The organism is Bariatricus sp. HCP28S3_A7 (genome assembly GCF_052066375.1).
GTDB lineage: Bacteria > Bacillota > Clostridia > Lachnospirales > Lachnospiraceae > Allocoprococcus.
On sequence record NZ_JBQHSG010000005.1, the window covers coordinates 58,028 to 73,315 of the forward strand.

The window sequence follows — 15,288 nt, forward strand, 5'->3', positions numbered from 1 at the left end:
AAAGACATACATGAATTTAGATGAGGGAAAAAAGGAATCGTAAAATATACGATTCCTTTTTTATTTCGGGACAAGACAAGTACTCCAATATAGCTTATGTAAAGTCAAAAAGTGAAAGCTGATTGGTTTCCGGAAGATCTCCGAGAAGCCCCATCTCATCCATCAGATCAATGACTGTTTTGCTGACTTTCGTGCGCTGTCTGAAATCGTCTTTTGATAGATATGGGCCATTCTTGGAAGCAATCTCCACAGCTTCTGCAGCTTTATCCCCCATTCCTTCAATGGTGTTTAAAGGAGGCAGGAGCTTTCCGTCCACGATCTTGAATTTTGTTGCTGCTGATTCATAGATATCGATTGGCAAAAATTCGAAACCTCTCGCGTACATTTCCAATACATTTTTCATATCCTTCAGTGTATCCTGATCTTTTTTACTGAGCTGATTTAATTCCGCCCGGCGCTTATACTCTTTCATGTGATATAAAAGCTTATCTTTTCCCTGCCCCATCAGTTCATAAGAGAACGCAGACGCACGGATACCAAAATAAGCCGCATAATAGGCAAGCGGGTAATTCAATTTACAGTAGGCGATTCGGTACGCCATCATGACGTATGCCGCCGCATGTGCCTTCGGGAACATGTATTTGATTTTCTCACAGGACCAGATATACCATTCCGGCACATCATGCTCCAGCATATCTTTTTTAAACTCCGGCCATTCTTTACATTTTCCTTTCGCCACAGTCCCCTTACGCACACGTTCCATGATCGTAAAGGATTCCTCACTGTCCAGTCCTTTATTGATCAGGTAGGTCATAATGTCGTCTCGGGTACAGATTGCCGTAGAAATCGTTGCTTTTCCTTCTTCGATCAGAGTCTGCGCGTTATTCAGCCACACGTCGGTTCCGTGTGAAAGTCCGGAAATACGGATCAGATCGGATAAGGTCTTGGGTTTGGTGTCCACGACCATCTGAATAACGAAATCCGTTCCGAACTCCGGAATTCCAAGGCATCCCACCGGACACCCGTCGATATCCTCCGGTTTGATTCCCAGTGCCTCAGTTCCCGCAAAAAGGGACATAACTCCCGGATCATCAAGCGGGATATCCGTCGCCTTAAAAATACGGTTCACTCCATCATAACCGGTGTCCATGGAATCGGAATTGATCAGCTCCTCCAGGGTCTTGATCATCGTCGGATCATCGTGTCCGAGAATATCTAATTTCAGCAGGTTGTGGTCAATGGAATGGTAATCAAAATGCGTCGTAATAATGTCCGTCGTCATATCATTTGCCGGATGCTGAATCGGGGTAAAAGAGTTGATATCCTCGCCGTGCGGAAGGACAACAATTCCTCCCGGATGCTGCCCGGTACTTCGCCGGATCCCCGTGCATCCCTGTACAATTCGGTCAATCTCACAATTCCGTTTGCGGTCGCCCCGCTCTTCATAATAATTTTTTACATACCCGTACGCCGTCTTATCAGCCAGGGCCGCGATCGTTCCTGCACGGAAGGTCTGACCTTGACCAAAAATAACTTCCGTGTATTTATGCGCTTTACTCTGATAATCCCCGGAGAAGTTCAAGTCGATATCCGGCTCTTTGTTTCCCTTAAATCCGAGGAAAGTCTCAAATGGAATGTCAAATCCGTCTTTGATCAGCTTTTCCCCACAGACCGGGCACAGCTTGTCCGGCATATCGTGCCCGCATCCTCCGGCATATTTTCGCACCTCATCCGAAGTGAAATCACTGTAATGACATTTCTGGCAATAGTAATGCGGGGACAGCGGATTCACCTCCGTAATTCCGGACATGGTCGCCACAAAAGAGGACCCTACGGAACCACGGGAACCAACCAGATATCCGTCTTCGTTTGATTTCCATACCAGTTTCTGTGCAATGATATACATAACGGCAAATCCATTGGAAATAATGGAATGCAGCTCCCTTTTCAATCGTTCTTCTACGATTTCCGGGAGCGGATTGCCATACATGGAGTACGCCTTAGTATAACAGATGTCCGTCAGAAGCTGATCGGAATTCTCAATGACCGGCGGGCATTTGTCCGGCCTCACCGGTGAGATCTTCTCAATCATATTGGCAATTTTATTCGTATTTGCAATTACCACTTCATATGCCTTCTCGGAGCCCAGATAGGCAAATTCTTCCAGCATTTCTTCCGTCGTCCGAAGATAGAGAGGTGCCTGCTGGTCCGCGTCTGAGAAACCTTTTCCCGCCATAATGATACGGCGGTAAACTTCATCGTCCGGATCCATGAAATGCACATCACAGGTTGCCACGACCGGCTTATGGAACTGTTCTCCCAGCCGAACGATCTTCCGGTTCATGTCCTTGACATCCTCCATGGAATTGATCGCACTGACCTTATCGCTATCGATCATAAATGCATTATTTCCCAACGGCTGAATCTCCAAATAATCATAGAAATCCACGATCTTCGCAATGGTCTCATCGGATTTTCCATTCAGGAGTGCCTGATAAAGCTCCCCGGCCTCGCAGGCACTGCCCACGATCAATCCTTCCCGGTATTGGTTTAGTACACTTTTGGGAATTCTCGGCCGTCTTCCGTAATAAGTCAGGTGGGACAGCGAAACAAGCGTGTATAAATTCACTCTTCCAAGATCGTTTTTGGCAAGAATGATGACATGATACGTCGGAAGCTTCCGGATCGCATCCGGATTCAGATTTCCAAAACGGTTCACACCTTTCAGTGTTGTGATGTCACGTTCTTTTAACATTTCAATAAATTTTACAAAGATCTCCGCCGTCGCACCTGCATCATCCACCGCACGATGATGATTTTCCAGAGAAATATCCAGCGCTTTTGCCACCACGTCCAGCTTATATTTGGACAGGGACGGCAAAAGGACACGCGCCAGTGCTACGGTATCGACCGACACAAAATGCGGTTCAATATCCTGATAACGACAGTTCTGTTCGATAAATCCCACATCGAATCCGGCATTATGCGCCACCAGAGGCGCGTCGCCCACGAATTCCAGGAACTGCGGAAGGATCACCTCAATGCCCGGATAATCCATGACCATCTCGTCCGTGATGCTGGTCAGCTCGGTAATCTTAAACGGAATCGGCCTTCCGGGATTGACAAAGGTACTGAATTTGTCCGTGATGACTCCGTGTTCCACCTTCACCGCCCCGATTTCGATAATCCGGTCCGAGATTGCGGAGAAACCGGTCGTCTCAATATCAAACACGACATAGGTATCATCCAGGCTCTGACTTCCGGCTCCTTTGGCAATCTCGGTCAGATCATCCACCAGATATCCCTCCACACCGTAGATGACTTTGAAGGGATCGTCTTTATCCAGCCCCTCGATGAAATGGTTCGCATCCGGAAATGCCTGTACGACTCCGTGATCGGTGATTGCAATGGCCGGGTGTCCCCAGGAATGTGCTCTTTTCACCAGCGCTGTTGCCTCGGATACTCCATCCATATCACTCATTTTGGTATGGCAGTGCAGCTCCACCCGCTTCTCCGGGTATTTATCCTTTCTTCCAACACGGATGTCTGTTGCCTTACGGATTCCTGTTACAGAGCCAATCGTCAGTTCCCCGTCAAATTTATCAATCGTAGTAACCCCTTTTACCTTCAGGAACACACCCGTTTTGATCTCTGCAAGAAGCTCCGGAAGCTGATCGTTCCGGGTGAACATTTTGACCATGATCGTATCGGTAAAATCCGTCACCGCAAACATGATGATCGTCTTTTCATTCCGGATCTCGCGGGTATCAAAACTGATGACCTGTCCGCGAATTGTAATCTCTCCCATTTCCGATACGACCTGTTTTAATTCAATCGGCGTATCATCAAAATCACGCCCGTAGATCACATTCGGATCGTCTGAACGTTTCAGCGGATAATCCCGCTTCTGGAATGTTCCGCCGCCTTTGCTGCCTTTGAATCCACCGGTCTTTCCGGCAAAATCCTGTTTTGGCTCCGGAGATTTTGCCTCGGTCTTTTCCTGCTTCTTCGTATCCTGCTTGCCTGCCTCGTTCTCTTTCTTCTTCCCGGTCTGCTGCTTCTTCTCGGACGAGCCGCCTCCGGATGCGTCTCCTGCATGTTCCTCCTTGCCGGCTGCGTGCTGTGCCTGAAGGGTGTGGTTCCGTTCCAGGATCGCATCCACTTCCTGCTGAAGCTGCATCTCATTGAACTTGCGGTATTTGCTCTCTTTGACTTTCTCATAATCCACCCGGATTTCCACCGGAACGTGAAATCTTTCTTCAAAAAGAGCTTTTAGATAAGCGGAGAGTGCATCTGTCCTTCCCTCGGCCACGATCGTATCCGCCAGCGTAAGGAGAATCACATTCTCACCTTCATATCCTATTTTCGCTTTCTGAAACATGTTTTTTTCCAGAACACTCCGCTGTTCCAGTTCAAAGAGAATGCTGTCCCGATACGCTTCCATCAGATTCTCCGGCGTATAAAGTCCCGACAGGCGATACTCTTCCAGAATCGTCACCGGAATCCCCATTCCCGAGAAGAGCTGCATCTCAATCTGACGCTCGATGTCATACACCGTTTTCTTCGGAATCAGATGCGTACTGAAAATATGTACCTTAATATGGTCTTTCGCAGAAGTAGAGGTGATTTTCGTCACCTCTACCTCCCGAAACAGCGCCTGGCTGTCACTATCCAGTTTTAATGTTGGAAATACATCAAAAAATAATTTCGTCATTCTCTATTCGCCCCAATGTACCAATTCGTCTCTAAGTGCATCCAGAAGCTCTTCTTCTTTCACCTTTCTGATGATCTCGCCTTTTTTGATCAGAAGACCTTCTCCGATCCCCCCTGCAATTCCGATATCTGCTTCTTTTGCCTCACCCGGGCCATTTACTACACAGCCCATAACCGCAACCTTGATATCCAGCGGAAATTCCGCCACCATCGTCTCTACCTGATTCGCCAGAGAGATCAGATCAATCCGGGTCCTTCCGCAGGTCGGGCAAGACACCACTTCGATCCCGCCAGTACGAAGACCGAGTGTCTTAAGGATCAGCTTCGCACTCTTGATCTCTTCCAGCGGATCTCCGGTCAGAGATACCCGGATCGTGTCCCCGATTCCCTCATGGAGAATAATTCCAAGTCCGACTGAGGATTTGATATTGCCGGACATCAGCGTTCCGGATTCGGTAATCCCCACATGCAGCGGGTACGGACATTCCTTCGCAATCAGTTCATGTGCTTTCACACACATCATGACATCAGAAGATTTGATGCTGACCACCAGATTCTCATATCCCATCCGCTCAATCATATGAACTTTGTCCAATGCGCTTTCCACGATTCCTTCCGCAGTCACGCCTCCGTATTTTTCAACCAGCTCTTTTTCCAGAGAGCCGCTGTTTACGCCCACACGAATCGGCACATTGTATTCTTTGGCCTTTTCAACTACGGCTCTTACCCGGTCCTCGCTTCCAATATTTCCCGGATTGATCCGGATCTTATCTGCACCGTTCTCGATCGCCGCGATTGCAAGTCTGTAATCAAAATGAATATCCGCAACCAGCGGGATATGGATCTGTTTCTTGATCTCTTTTAAAGCCTCTGCCGCCTCCATTGTCGGAACCGCACAGCGTATAATATCACATCCTGCCCGTTCCAGTGCCAGAATCTGGCTCACTGTGGCATCCACATCCTCCGTCTTTGTATTCGTCATAGACTGAATCGCAACCGGATTCCCGCCTCCGATCCGGCAGTTGCCGATCCGGATTACTTTTGTATCGTTTCTCGTCATCTTCCGTCTTCCTTTCTCAAATCTATATACTCAAATCTTACGTTCAAACGTTCCAGATGCCGGTTATTTTCCTTTTGTAAAGAACATCTGATCCCCATAATCCCATTCTGTCAATGTCAGTTCCCTTCCGTCCACACTGTAATGGAATTTGGTCTGCATGGAACTGACGGCAGATTCAATGTCCTCGGCCGAGGCACCGCCATCCAGCTTCTTCGCAGCCGCTTCCAGAGCGTCCTGATGGATCTGGAAGGTGATCTCTTTGTTAGATTTATCCAGTGAATACTCCATATCCACAGTCAGTGTCTGATTCTCGATCAGATTATCCCATACAAGATTTGCCTGATTCTTTCCCCTGATTTCCAGAATCATATCACTGTCCTCCTGATTCCAGGTTCCTTCCAGCGGATTGCCAAAGAATCCTTTATATAAGAAAAACACTGCCACGATGAGTATCAGTATCGTCGCTCCCCTCATGGCATAATTCCATAATCTGTTTCTCTTTTCTTCGTCATTTCCTGCAATAAGCATAGAATTATCATCCTCCTGTATATGACTTTCTTTGTTATCAATTATACGGGGTTTCAACTTTCATGTCAACGGTGCCGAAAAATCAAAAAAAGGTCCAGTGGACCTTTTTATAAATTATTCCGAAATATCACGAAAAAGTTCTTTGACTGCCGGATAAATTTTGCGGAATTTCTGATATTGTACTTCATATTTTCTGACCAGTTCTCTTTCCGGTTCAATAATCTTTTTCACTTTCACCAATTTCTTTGCGGCCGTCTCCACATCCGGATATTCGCCGCAGCCAACCGCGGCAAGGATCGCTCCTCCAAGTGCAGGACCTTCTTCGCTTTCGATCACTTCCACCGTCAGGTTCATAATATTGGCAATCATCGCTCTCCACAGCGGACTTTTGGCTCCCCCACCGCAGATTCTGGTGCATTCCGGGCGGATGCCGAGACTTCTCGCCACTTCGAGGGAATCTCTGAGTGCAAATGCCACGCCCTCCAGAACGGCCTGTGTCATATCCGATCTGGAGGTATCCATCGTCATTCCGATGAAGGTCGCTCTTGCAAACGGATCGTTATGCGGAGAACGCTCTCCCATCAGATACGGAAGATAATATACATGATTCTCTCCCAGCTTCGTGATCTGTTTCTGTTCCGCCGCATAATCCGTCGTCCCCAGGATCTCTTCGGACCACCATTTATTGCAGGACGCAGCGCTGAGCATACATCCCATCAGATGATAGTGTCCGTCTGCATGAGCAAAGGAATGCAATGCATTGTGTTTGTCTACGCCGAATCTTCCGCTGGAAATGAAGATCGTTCCGGAAGTCCCGAGGGAAATATTACATTTCTCATTGCCTACGGTTCCCGTTCCGACTGCCGCCGCCGCATTGTCTCCGGCTCCTGCGATCACCTTCACCTGCTCGTGCAGTCCCAGTTCCCGGGCTGCTTCTGGTGTCAGATTTCCAACCACTTCATAACTCTCATAAAGCTTCGGGAGCTGTTCTTCTGTAATACCACAGATCTTCAACATTTCCTTAGACCAGCACTTGTTCTTCACATCCATGAGAAGCATTCCGGACGCATCGGAATAATCCGTGCAGAAGCTTCCGGAAAGCCGGTAAGCGAGATAATCCTTCGGAAGCATGATCTTCTTTATTCTTGCGAAATTCTCCGGCTCCTTTTCTTTTACCCAGAGTATCTTCGGGGCAGTGAATCCGGTAAATGCAATATTGGCCGTGTATTCCGATAACTTGTCTTTTCCGATTACCTGGTTCAGATAATCTGTCTCTTTTGTCGTTCTTCCGTCATTCCACAAAATGGCAGGGCGGATGACCTCATCGTTCTCGTCCAGAATGACGAGACCATGCATCTGACCTCCAAAGCTGATGCCTGCAACCTGCTCTTTATCGAACCCGTCCACAAGTTCCCGGATTCCTTCCGCAGATCTCTCATACCAGTCCTCAGGATGCTGCTCAGACCATCCCGGATGCGGAAATTCCAGAGGATATTCCTTCGATACAATTCTTTTTATCTTACCTTTTTCGTCCATGAGCAGCAGCTTCACCGCTGACGTTCCCAAATCTACTCCAATATACAGCATGTTTTTTCCTCCATTTACCTGCAGATCCGAATAATTCTTACGCCCATGGATTCTCAGTAGGGTATCTTACACCCTTCGGCTGATTATAACCGATTTCCTCGACCGGCACACCGATGTATTTGAACACTTCGAACAGTGCTTTTCCATAATGTCCGAACGCAACCGCTCCATGGTGCGGGAAATTCTTCTCGATCAGTACATGACGGTAGAAACGTCCCATCTCCGGGATCGCGAAGATGCCGATGGAACCAAAGGAACGGGTCGCTACCGGAAGTACTTCGCCCTGTGCAATGTATGCGCGAAGAATGTTGTCGGCAGTGCTCTGCAGTCTGAAGAATGTAATGTCACCAGGCACGATATCGCCTTCCAGCGTTCCCTGTGTCACTTCTTCCGGAAGTGCTCTTGCCATGATCATCTGGTATTTCATTTCGCAGAAAGAAAGCTTGGAAGATGCGGTGTTGCCGCAGTGGAATCCCATAAATGTATCTTTCTGTGTATAGTCGTATTTTCCTTTGATATCTTCTTCATAAAGATCAGCCGGTACGGAATTGTTGATATCAAGCAGGGTAACCGCATCCTGACTGATGACCGTTCCGATAAATTCGCTGAGCGCTCCGTAAATATCCACTTCACAGGATACCGGAATTCCCTGCGCCGTCAGACGGCTGTTCACATAGCATGGAACAAATCCGAACTGCGTCTGGAAAGCAGGCCAGCATTTTCCTGCGATCGCAACGTATTTTCTGTATCCTCTGTGTGCTTCCACCCAGTCCTTCAATGTCAGTTCATACTGTGCAAGTTTCTGCAGGATTTCCGGTTTTTTATTGCCGGTGCCGAGTTCTTCTTCCATCTCTTTCACAACAGCAGGGATCCTCTCATCACCTGCATGCTTGTTATATGCTTCAAATAAATCCAGTTCGGAGTTCTCTTCAATCTCAACTCCGATATTATAAAGCTGCTTGATCGGAGCATTGCAGGCCAGGAAATTAAGCGGTCTCGGTCCGAAGCTGATGATCTTCAGATCATTCAGGCCGATGATTGCACGTGCGATCGGTACAAACTCATGGATCATATCCGCACATTCCCCGGCAGTTCCCACCGGATATTCCGGGATATATGCCTTGATGTTACGGAGCTTCAGGTTGTAGCTTGCATTCAGCATACCGCAGTATGCGTCCCCGCGTCCCTGAATCAGATTATTACCTGTCTCTTCTGCCGCTGCCACGAACATCTTCGGTCCGTCAAAATGTTTTGCAAGGAGCGTCTCTGAGATCTCCGGTCCGAAATTTCCAAGATAAACGACCAGCGCATTACATCCGGCCTTTTTGATGTCTTCCAGCGCCTGTACCATGTGAATCTCACTCTCTACGATACAGACCGGACATTCGTAAATATCGTTATCCCCGTATTTTGCTTTGTATGCATTTACAAGGGCTTCTCTTCTTGTTACGGAAAGGCTCTCCGGAAAACAGTCACGGCTGACTGCAACGATTCCGATTTTCACTTCTGGCATGTTGTTCATGATTCATTCCTCCTGTTCATTCATTCAAATCAGTTCCCAATCACGTGTCTTTACTTCCTATTTGGAAAGATCAATATTCTCTCCGGTAAGTCCGATAAATCCTCCTTCGATTCCGGCCTCTTCATGAGCCAGAAGCCATTTATTCTTTGCGAAAAGGAGCTTGTCATCATAGGACTTGGTGTGGCAGATCATAAGATCTGTGTTAGTTCCTTCCGGCAGTACAACGACGCATTTGAACCCATTCTCGTCCGTGCTGCACGGTGCATAGTGGAGCGTTGTCGCATAAAGTTCCACTCCGGTTCCTGCCGGCACAAAGAACGCTTCCACATTTGCTGTGTCATATGTAACCATATTCTGAATATCCTGCTGTCTTCCCAAAAGCAGGATCATATCAGTGACCGCGATATCGACTTCTGAACTTCTGTGATACTCCAACGCATTCAATTTGGTATTCTTACCGATGCAGTACCCGATCTGAATCGGGAGTTCACCGAACATGCGCATTCTGAGGTTAATGGCCGTCCTTCCGGTTTCAAGCTGTTCCACAGAAGGCACATAGACTACATCGTCCGGAACCGGATACTGTTCCATCATTTCCATAATTCCTCCGAATTCATAGTAGTCATTGAGAATACGTCCATACTGTGCAAATTCTTTGTCTGTTACATTTTTAATTTTCATAATCCTCTCTCCTTTTGTCTGAATACCTGTAAAACAAAGGTTTCACATTCCATTTTTTATCCCCGAATAGTTTACAGATTGACGCTGTCCAGAATTCTTATCGTTAGGTATAATATAGCATTTCCAGCGTTTTCTCCGCTACCGAAAACTTGTCCATTTAACTGCATTTTTTTGTCTTTTTATAATCACTTGGCAGCATTCCGTATTTCGTTTTAAAAGCTCTTGTAAATGCTCTTGCGTCCGTAAATCCATGGTGCTCTGCTATTTCTCCTATGCTGTTTGAAGTATTCATCAGCTCTCTGTATGCGTACTCCAGCCGGACGCTCTGCAGATAGGATTTATAATTCATATGTGCATATTTCCGGAACATCCGGGACAGATACGTCGGTGAATATCCAAACACCTCCGAAAGCTTTTCCAGTGAAATCTCAGAGGTATAATTCTCCTTAATATAACTGATGATCTCTGACAGACGCCCCAGATTTCTGCGGGATCTGACGATCTCCTCACTCACCTCAAGTTTACGGTAACGGGTGACCATAAGATAGATCAGCATATAATATAAGCTCTGCACTTTCAGTTCATAGCCCGTCTTTTTTTCCTGATATGTAACGAACATATCGCGGACAAGCTGCATGACAAATGCATCCTGGCCCCGGTCACTATGTGTAAAACAGATAAACTGCTCATCCGTATAATAGGCTTCGAATGTGCCAAGCGGCATCTGCAGTACCACAGTCTGATTCGGCTCTCTGGCCACGATAGAATGAATCTCATTGGAATTCACGATCACAAATTCTCCGGCGGCAAGAACCGTCTTTTTTTCATCAATATAGAATTCCAGATTTCCGTCAAACACCGCAAAGATCTCAACCGACCGGTGCCAGTGTTTATCCCGGAAATAATTCCCGTTTTTGCCCTCAAATAAAAACATTTTAAAGGGCAGGTCCTCATTCGGCACGATCAGTTCATGTGTCACTTCCATTTCTTCACCCCACACATTCTTCCAGCAGCTTCATCGCCGCATGGTATTTATCCACCGGCACACCTGCACAATTCATCATGATCGTACATTTTGACTCCCTGTTATCAGCAGGCACCGGTGAAAGAAGCAGCCCTTTCTCCTTCGCCTTTTCCGCAATTTCCCCGGCGGGTAATTTCGTATCAAGCTCCACATAGACATGGAAACCCGAGTCGCCGATCCTGACTTTTGCCTTCCTTCCGAGAACCTGTTCCACCGTAGCTGCCAGTTGTCCTGCCTTTGCCATATGTATTTTCCGGGATTTCCGGATCTGCCCGGCAAGATGCCCGTCGCGGATAAACTGTGTCAGTGCGATCTGTTCTGCCTTGGATGCCGTCTGGTTATAACGGTCCTTTCGTGCATCATAGCTTTCCAGAAGTTCCGGCGGAAGCACCATGAAACTCATTCGAATGGACGGAAGCAGCATTTTGGAAAAGGTCCCCAGATACACCACACCTCTTCCGCCTGCCAGTCCCTGAAGGGACGGAGTCGGCCTCTGGAAATAGCGGAACTCACTGTTATAATCATCTTCTATGATCAGCAGATCCCTCTCCTCAGCTTCCCCGATCAGCGCAAGTCGTTCGGAAACCGTCATCATACCTCCCCACTTCGTCATCTGTGACGGCGAAAGATAATATACTTTGCAGCCCTCTTCCTTGTAGTTTTCTGCAAATGTAAATCCGTAATCTTCAAAGATCGCGCGTCCCTGCACAAACTCCGGATTATAAAATGCAGCCGTCTTCCGCTCCCAGATCATCGGACAGAGAATATGCAAAAGGCTCTGCACACCTGCCCCGATCACAATCTGTTCCGGCGAACAGATCACTCCCCGCACCTTGTGAAGGTAAGAACTGAGCACTTCCCGGAATTCCTGCTCTCCCTGCGGTTCGCCATAAGTCAGAAGTTTTGTATCCTGACGCAGCGCGCTCTTCATATAACGTCTCCAGAGTTCAAACCGGAAACTCTCCCGATCCACGTTCGAGGTCACGAAATCGTACTGTATTTCCTGTTTCTTCCTGCTTTTTCGCACCTCTCCGATGTCCGACGGCTTTTTCTTCTGCACCGCAATGTCTGTGACATAATACCCACTCTGCGGTTTGGAGAGAATGTATCCCTCGGCGGCAAGGAGCAGATAAGCGTTCTCCAGCGTCGTGCGGCTGATCTGAAGCTGGATCGCCCCCTTCCGGATCGACGGAAGCTTCGTATCCGGTGCCAGCTTTCCGCTCAGGATCAGTTCTTTATAATAATGATACACGCGCAGATACCGCGGAATATCCTGGTTTTCCAGTGCTGTAGACATCTCTGCCACCTCCCGTGCTTTTATCAGAAATATATATAGCTGAAACAAAGAGGACTGCACCTGCAATCCTCTTTTTATCATACCATATCCTGACCAGGCGCTCAACGCCCGATTTAATACCGTTTAATTTTCTTAGAAGGCGTTTTCTCAAACTCCCGCTCTCTGACCTTCAGTTTGTACACTCTTTTATACGCCGGTGCTTCCTGATTATAAGCATCGATCACTTTCTGAAGTTCTTCTTCCACATTTTTGATCCGTTTCTTTTTCACATAATCCAGATCCGGGAATATCTCCGTCTCGATCACGCCTTCTTTTTCACGAACCAGATTTTCCTGTACAAGGCGGGCCTCACCAATCTTGTTCTCCAGTTCTTCCGGAGACACATTCTCTCCGTTTTTCGTAATGATCAGATTCTTCTTCCGACCGGTCAGATAGACAAAGCCGTCTTCATCTACATATCCCAGATCTCCGGTTCTGAGCCAGCCGTCCACCAGCGTCTCCTTTGTTTCTTCCGGCATATGATAGTATCCCTGCATCACACTGCTGCCGCGGACCCAGAGTTCTTTGTCTACCACCTTCGCCTCACAGTTCGGCAGAAGCTTTCCAACCGAATTTTTCCGGATATCCCAGCTCACATTCGTGCTGATGACCGGTGCACACTCCGTCATACCATATCCCTGCAGGATCGTGATCCCATAGGATTCAAACAGATCGATCATATCCGGCTGGAACAGACGGATATTCTTTGCCACACGAAGCAGCGAGTCATTGATACAAATGATACTGCCCAGTGAAATACCTTTGAGAATGTCCATACTGAGGCAATACGCATGATGAATCGGCAGAACAGAAAGGATCGTTATACGGGGCGGGATCTTCATATCCAGGCAAGTCGCATTCTCCGCCAGATTCCGGTGGGTCAGCATGACACCTTTACTTTTTCCGGTCGTACCGGAGGTAAACATAATCGTACAAAGCTGATCCGGTTCCGGTTCATACGAATATCCAGCCTCCTGCTTTTCAAGAAGCTGCCAGAACGAATATGCCTGTTCATCCTGTTCCGTTTTCTGCATGGAAATCAGGGTTTTCAACTTCGGACATCTATCTTTTACAATTGCCGCCACATCTGCGCGGATCTCATTCCGCCCATGGAAATACCGTGGAGCAGAATTTCCACATCTTCGCCGCAGATTTCGATCACCTTTCTGATCCAGCCCATCGCATCGTGCCGGTCCAGACACCCAAATCCGATCTGTTCCCCTTCACTCATACCATGTGCTCTCTCATCAACCAGAAGCATTGCGAAACCATTTCTCAGATAATAATCCGACAGCCCGACGAAATCGTTCATCCCCTGACTGGTATATCCGTGGAAACAGATGACAATTTTCTTCGCATCCTGATTGGGAAACCAGGTGCCATGAAGTTTCAATCCGTCGTCAGATGTCAGATACAGATCCTGATGCGGATTCGCAACAAGTTTCTCTTTCCTGTCCTGAATGATATCCATGTACTGATTCCAGTCCGTGCCTGCCATCTTCATGGTTCTCTTCATGTCTGCATTATTTCTTATCATTGTTCTTCTGTAGAAATAGGCCGTTCCTCCTGCTTCTGCCAAAGTAAGTGTTCCTGTCAGAAGCGCAGCTGCTTTCCAAAATCTCATACTGTTCTTCTCCTTATTCAAATCCCAGAGCTTCCTTCTATTTTCTGCTGTCAATCAGCTGTTTGAAACAAAGCGCCTTGTCAATATTTCCTTCTACCTTCATTTTCTGAAGCGTCACGGCCATGATCGGATCCATCTTTCCGTCTGCAATCTTCATCAAAGTCTCTCCGCTGCAGGTAAACATGGCATCTCTGTCATAATATTCATATGGTTCTACAGACAGTTTCCCCTCTTTCACTTCCACATAAAATATACCGGATCCTTCACCAATGATATTAAACTGATAAGCCAGATGTTCCTGAATATCACTCACATCCGCTTCCATAAATCTTCTTTTTAATTCTGAAAAAATATCTGCATAAGTCATTTCCATATTCTCCCTCTGGGTTGATTTTCGACCATGAGTCGATTTATTTTTCATTCATCATACTATGCTTTCGACCATGGGTCAATTCATGAATTGTCACAAAAAATCTGTCCTTCTTCCCGATTTCTGTGTGTTTTTTCGGTTGTAACCGGGACTTTATAATGTTATACTGAATAAAATTACTGTTCGCTATCGACAAAAAATCACAATTTTCGGAGGGAAACATGCGTAATTCCACAAAATATGACAAAATATTAGATGCTCTGCAGTCCCTTCTAGAGCACAAAACACTTCAGAACATATCTGTTAGTGAAATTGCACAGACGGCCGGAATCGGAAAAGGAAGCATCTACTATTATTTTCCATCCAAAGATGCCATACTGGACGCCCTCGTAAAACGCAATTACGAATCACCGATCCAGACTGCAAAGACACTCTCGCGCCAGACCGATATTTCTTCATTCACGCGTATGGCCATGATCTTCCAGGCATGCAGGAATTCTTCCTCAGCATTTCGCTACCATCCGTCCGGCACATTGGAGACGGATGCGAAGGGAGAATCCTTTCTCCATCAGAAATATATGAAACACCTGATTTCCGAACTCAAACCGGAACTGACCGAGATCATCCGGCAGGGAATCGAAAACGGTGATATTCACTTTGACCAGCCGGCAGCTCTTGCAGAGATCGCCCTCATTGTTCTCACCGTCAAGTTGGATAATACGCTGATCCCGTCCACTGAGGAGGAAATCGAGGATACCATCCGCGGGCTCATTTCCCTTCTTGAAAAAGGGACGGAGAACCCGCCCGGTTCCCTGAATTTTCTTACTGTTTTCTAGAGATACT

At 47.1% G+C, this 15,288-nt stretch carries 11 protein-coding genes and 1 pseudogene; 1 reads left to right on the forward strand and 11 read right to left on the reverse strand.

The genetic code is table 11. The annotated features are described in order from the left end of the window. Window positions 1-94: 94 nt before the first annotated feature. The 11 genes and pseudogenes from ACTNA4_RS05135 to ACTNA4_RS05185 form a co-directional block, all read right to left on the reverse strand. The gene (locus ACTNA4_RS05135) at window positions 95-4,714 is read right to left on the reverse strand and encodes a PolC-type DNA polymerase III (RefSeq protein ID WP_427819694.1); all 4,620 of its coding nucleotides are present in this window, start codon (window positions 4,712-4,714) and stop codon (window positions 95-97) included. Between the two features lie 3 nt (window positions 4,715-4,717). Continuing rightward, entirely contained in the window at window positions 4,718-5,773 is a 1,056-nt protein-coding gene (ispG, locus tag ACTNA4_RS05140) for a flavodoxin-dependent (E)-4-hydroxy-3-methylbut-2-enyl-diphosphate synthase (protein ID WP_441028880.1), read from the reverse strand. Window positions 5,774-5,836: 63 nt separating this feature from the next. Continuing rightward, window positions 5,837-6,301, reverse strand: coding sequence for a hypothetical protein (locus ACTNA4_RS05145; RefSeq protein WP_427819696.1), 465 nt, complete (start codon window positions 6,299-6,301; stop codon window positions 5,837-5,839). A 114-nt stretch (window positions 6,302-6,415) separates the two neighbouring features. Then, window positions 6,416-7,888: a xylulokinase gene (xylB, locus tag ACTNA4_RS05150; RefSeq protein ID WP_441028882.1), complete on the reverse strand. Its 1,473-nt coding sequence runs from the start codon at window positions 7,886-7,888 to the stop codon at window positions 6,416-6,418. A 37-nt stretch (window positions 7,889-7,925) separates the two neighbouring features. Then, the gene (locus ACTNA4_RS05155) at window positions 7,926-9,410 is read right to left on the reverse strand and encodes an L-fucose/L-arabinose isomerase family protein (RefSeq protein WP_441028884.1); all 1,485 of its coding nucleotides are present in this window, start codon (window positions 9,408-9,410) and stop codon (window positions 7,926-7,928) included. A gap of 57 nt (window positions 9,411-9,467) precedes the next feature. Continuing rightward, the gene (locus tag ACTNA4_RS05160) at window positions 9,468-10,091 is read right to left on the reverse strand and encodes a DUF4867 family protein (RefSeq protein ID WP_441028886.1); all 624 of its coding nucleotides are present in this window, start codon (window positions 10,089-10,091) and stop codon (window positions 9,468-9,470) included. Window positions 10,092-10,248: 157 nt separating this feature from the next. Next, window positions 10,249-11,076: an AraC family transcriptional regulator gene (locus tag ACTNA4_RS05165; RefSeq protein WP_441028888.1), complete on the reverse strand. Its 828-nt coding sequence runs from the start codon at window positions 11,074-11,076 to the stop codon at window positions 10,249-10,251. A gap of 4 nt (window positions 11,077-11,080) precedes the next feature. Next, window positions 11,081-12,412, reverse strand: coding sequence for a MocR-like pyridoxine biosynthesis transcription factor PdxR (gene pdxR, locus ACTNA4_RS05170; protein WP_441016054.1), 1,332 nt, complete (start codon window positions 12,410-12,412; stop codon window positions 11,081-11,083). A 113-nt stretch (window positions 12,413-12,525) separates the two neighbouring features. After that, a pseudogene (locus tag ACTNA4_RS05175) lies at window positions 12,526-13,554 on the reverse strand (AMP-binding protein); the annotation flags it as partial. After that, on the reverse strand, window positions 13,521-14,075 hold the full coding sequence (locus tag ACTNA4_RS05180) for an alpha/beta hydrolase (RefSeq protein ID WP_441028890.1): 555 nt from the start codon (window positions 14,073-14,075) through the stop codon (window positions 13,521-13,523). The pseudogene ACTNA4_RS05175 and the gene ACTNA4_RS05180, both read right to left, overlap by 34 nt. A 37-nt stretch (window positions 14,076-14,112) precedes the next feature. Beyond that, window positions 14,113-14,442, reverse strand: a complete 330-nt coding sequence (locus ACTNA4_RS05185; RefSeq protein WP_441026247.1) for an SCP2 sterol-binding domain-containing protein — start codon at window positions 14,440-14,442, stop codon at window positions 14,113-14,115. 224 nt (window positions 14,443-14,666) lie between these two features. On the opposite strand from ACTNA4_RS05185, the gene ACTNA4_RS05190 reads away from it, so the two are divergent. Next, window positions 14,667-15,281 (forward strand): TetR/AcrR family transcriptional regulator, encoded by a 615-nt coding sequence (locus ACTNA4_RS05190; protein WP_441016062.1) that lies wholly within the window; start codon window positions 14,667-14,669, stop codon window positions 15,279-15,281. Window positions 15,282-15,288 lie beyond the last annotated feature (7 nt).

What these genes read in the sequence shown, in the direction of transcription:
- ACTNA4_RS05135 (WP_427819694.1), bottom strand. Translation starts at nt 4,714, where the DNA reads ATGACGAAATTATTTTTTGATGTATTTCCAACATTAAAACTGGATAGT.
- ispG (WP_441028880.1), bottom strand. Translation starts at nt 5,773, where the DNA reads ATGACGAGAAACGATACAAAAGTAATCCGGATCGGCAACTGCCGGATC.
- ACTNA4_RS05145 (WP_427819696.1), bottom strand. Translation starts at nt 6,301, where the DNA reads ATGCTTATTGCAGGAAATGACGAAGAAAAGAGAAACAGATTATGGAAT.
- xylB (WP_441028882.1), bottom strand. Translation starts at nt 7,888, where the DNA reads ATGCTGTATATTGGAGTAGATTTGGGAACGTCAGCGGTGAAGCTGCTG.
- ACTNA4_RS05155 (WP_441028884.1), bottom strand. Translation starts at nt 9,410, where the DNA reads ATGAACAACATGCCAGAAGTGAAAATCGGAATCGTTGCAGTCAGCCGT.
- ACTNA4_RS05160 (WP_441028886.1), bottom strand. Translation starts at nt 10,091, where the DNA reads ATGAAAATTAAAAATGTAACAGACAAAGAATTTGCACAGTATGGACGT.
- ACTNA4_RS05165 (WP_441028888.1), bottom strand. Translation starts at nt 11,076, where the DNA reads ATGGAAGTGACACATGAACTGATCGTGCCGAATGAGGACCTGCCCTTT.
- pdxR (WP_441016054.1), bottom strand. Translation starts at nt 12,412, where the DNA reads ATGTCTACAGCACTGGAAAACCAGGATATTCCGCGGTATCTGCGCGTG.
- ACTNA4_RS05180 (WP_441028890.1), bottom strand. Translation starts at nt 14,075, where the DNA reads ATGAGATTTTGGAAAGCAGCTGCGCTTCTGACAGGAACACTTACTTTG.
- ACTNA4_RS05185 (WP_441026247.1), bottom strand. Translation starts at nt 14,442, where the DNA reads ATGACTTATGCAGATATTTTTTCAGAATTAAAAAGAAGATTTATGGAA.
- ACTNA4_RS05190 (WP_441016062.1), top strand. Translation starts at nt 14,667, where the DNA reads ATGCGTAATTCCACAAAATATGACAAAATATTAGATGCTCTGCAGTCC.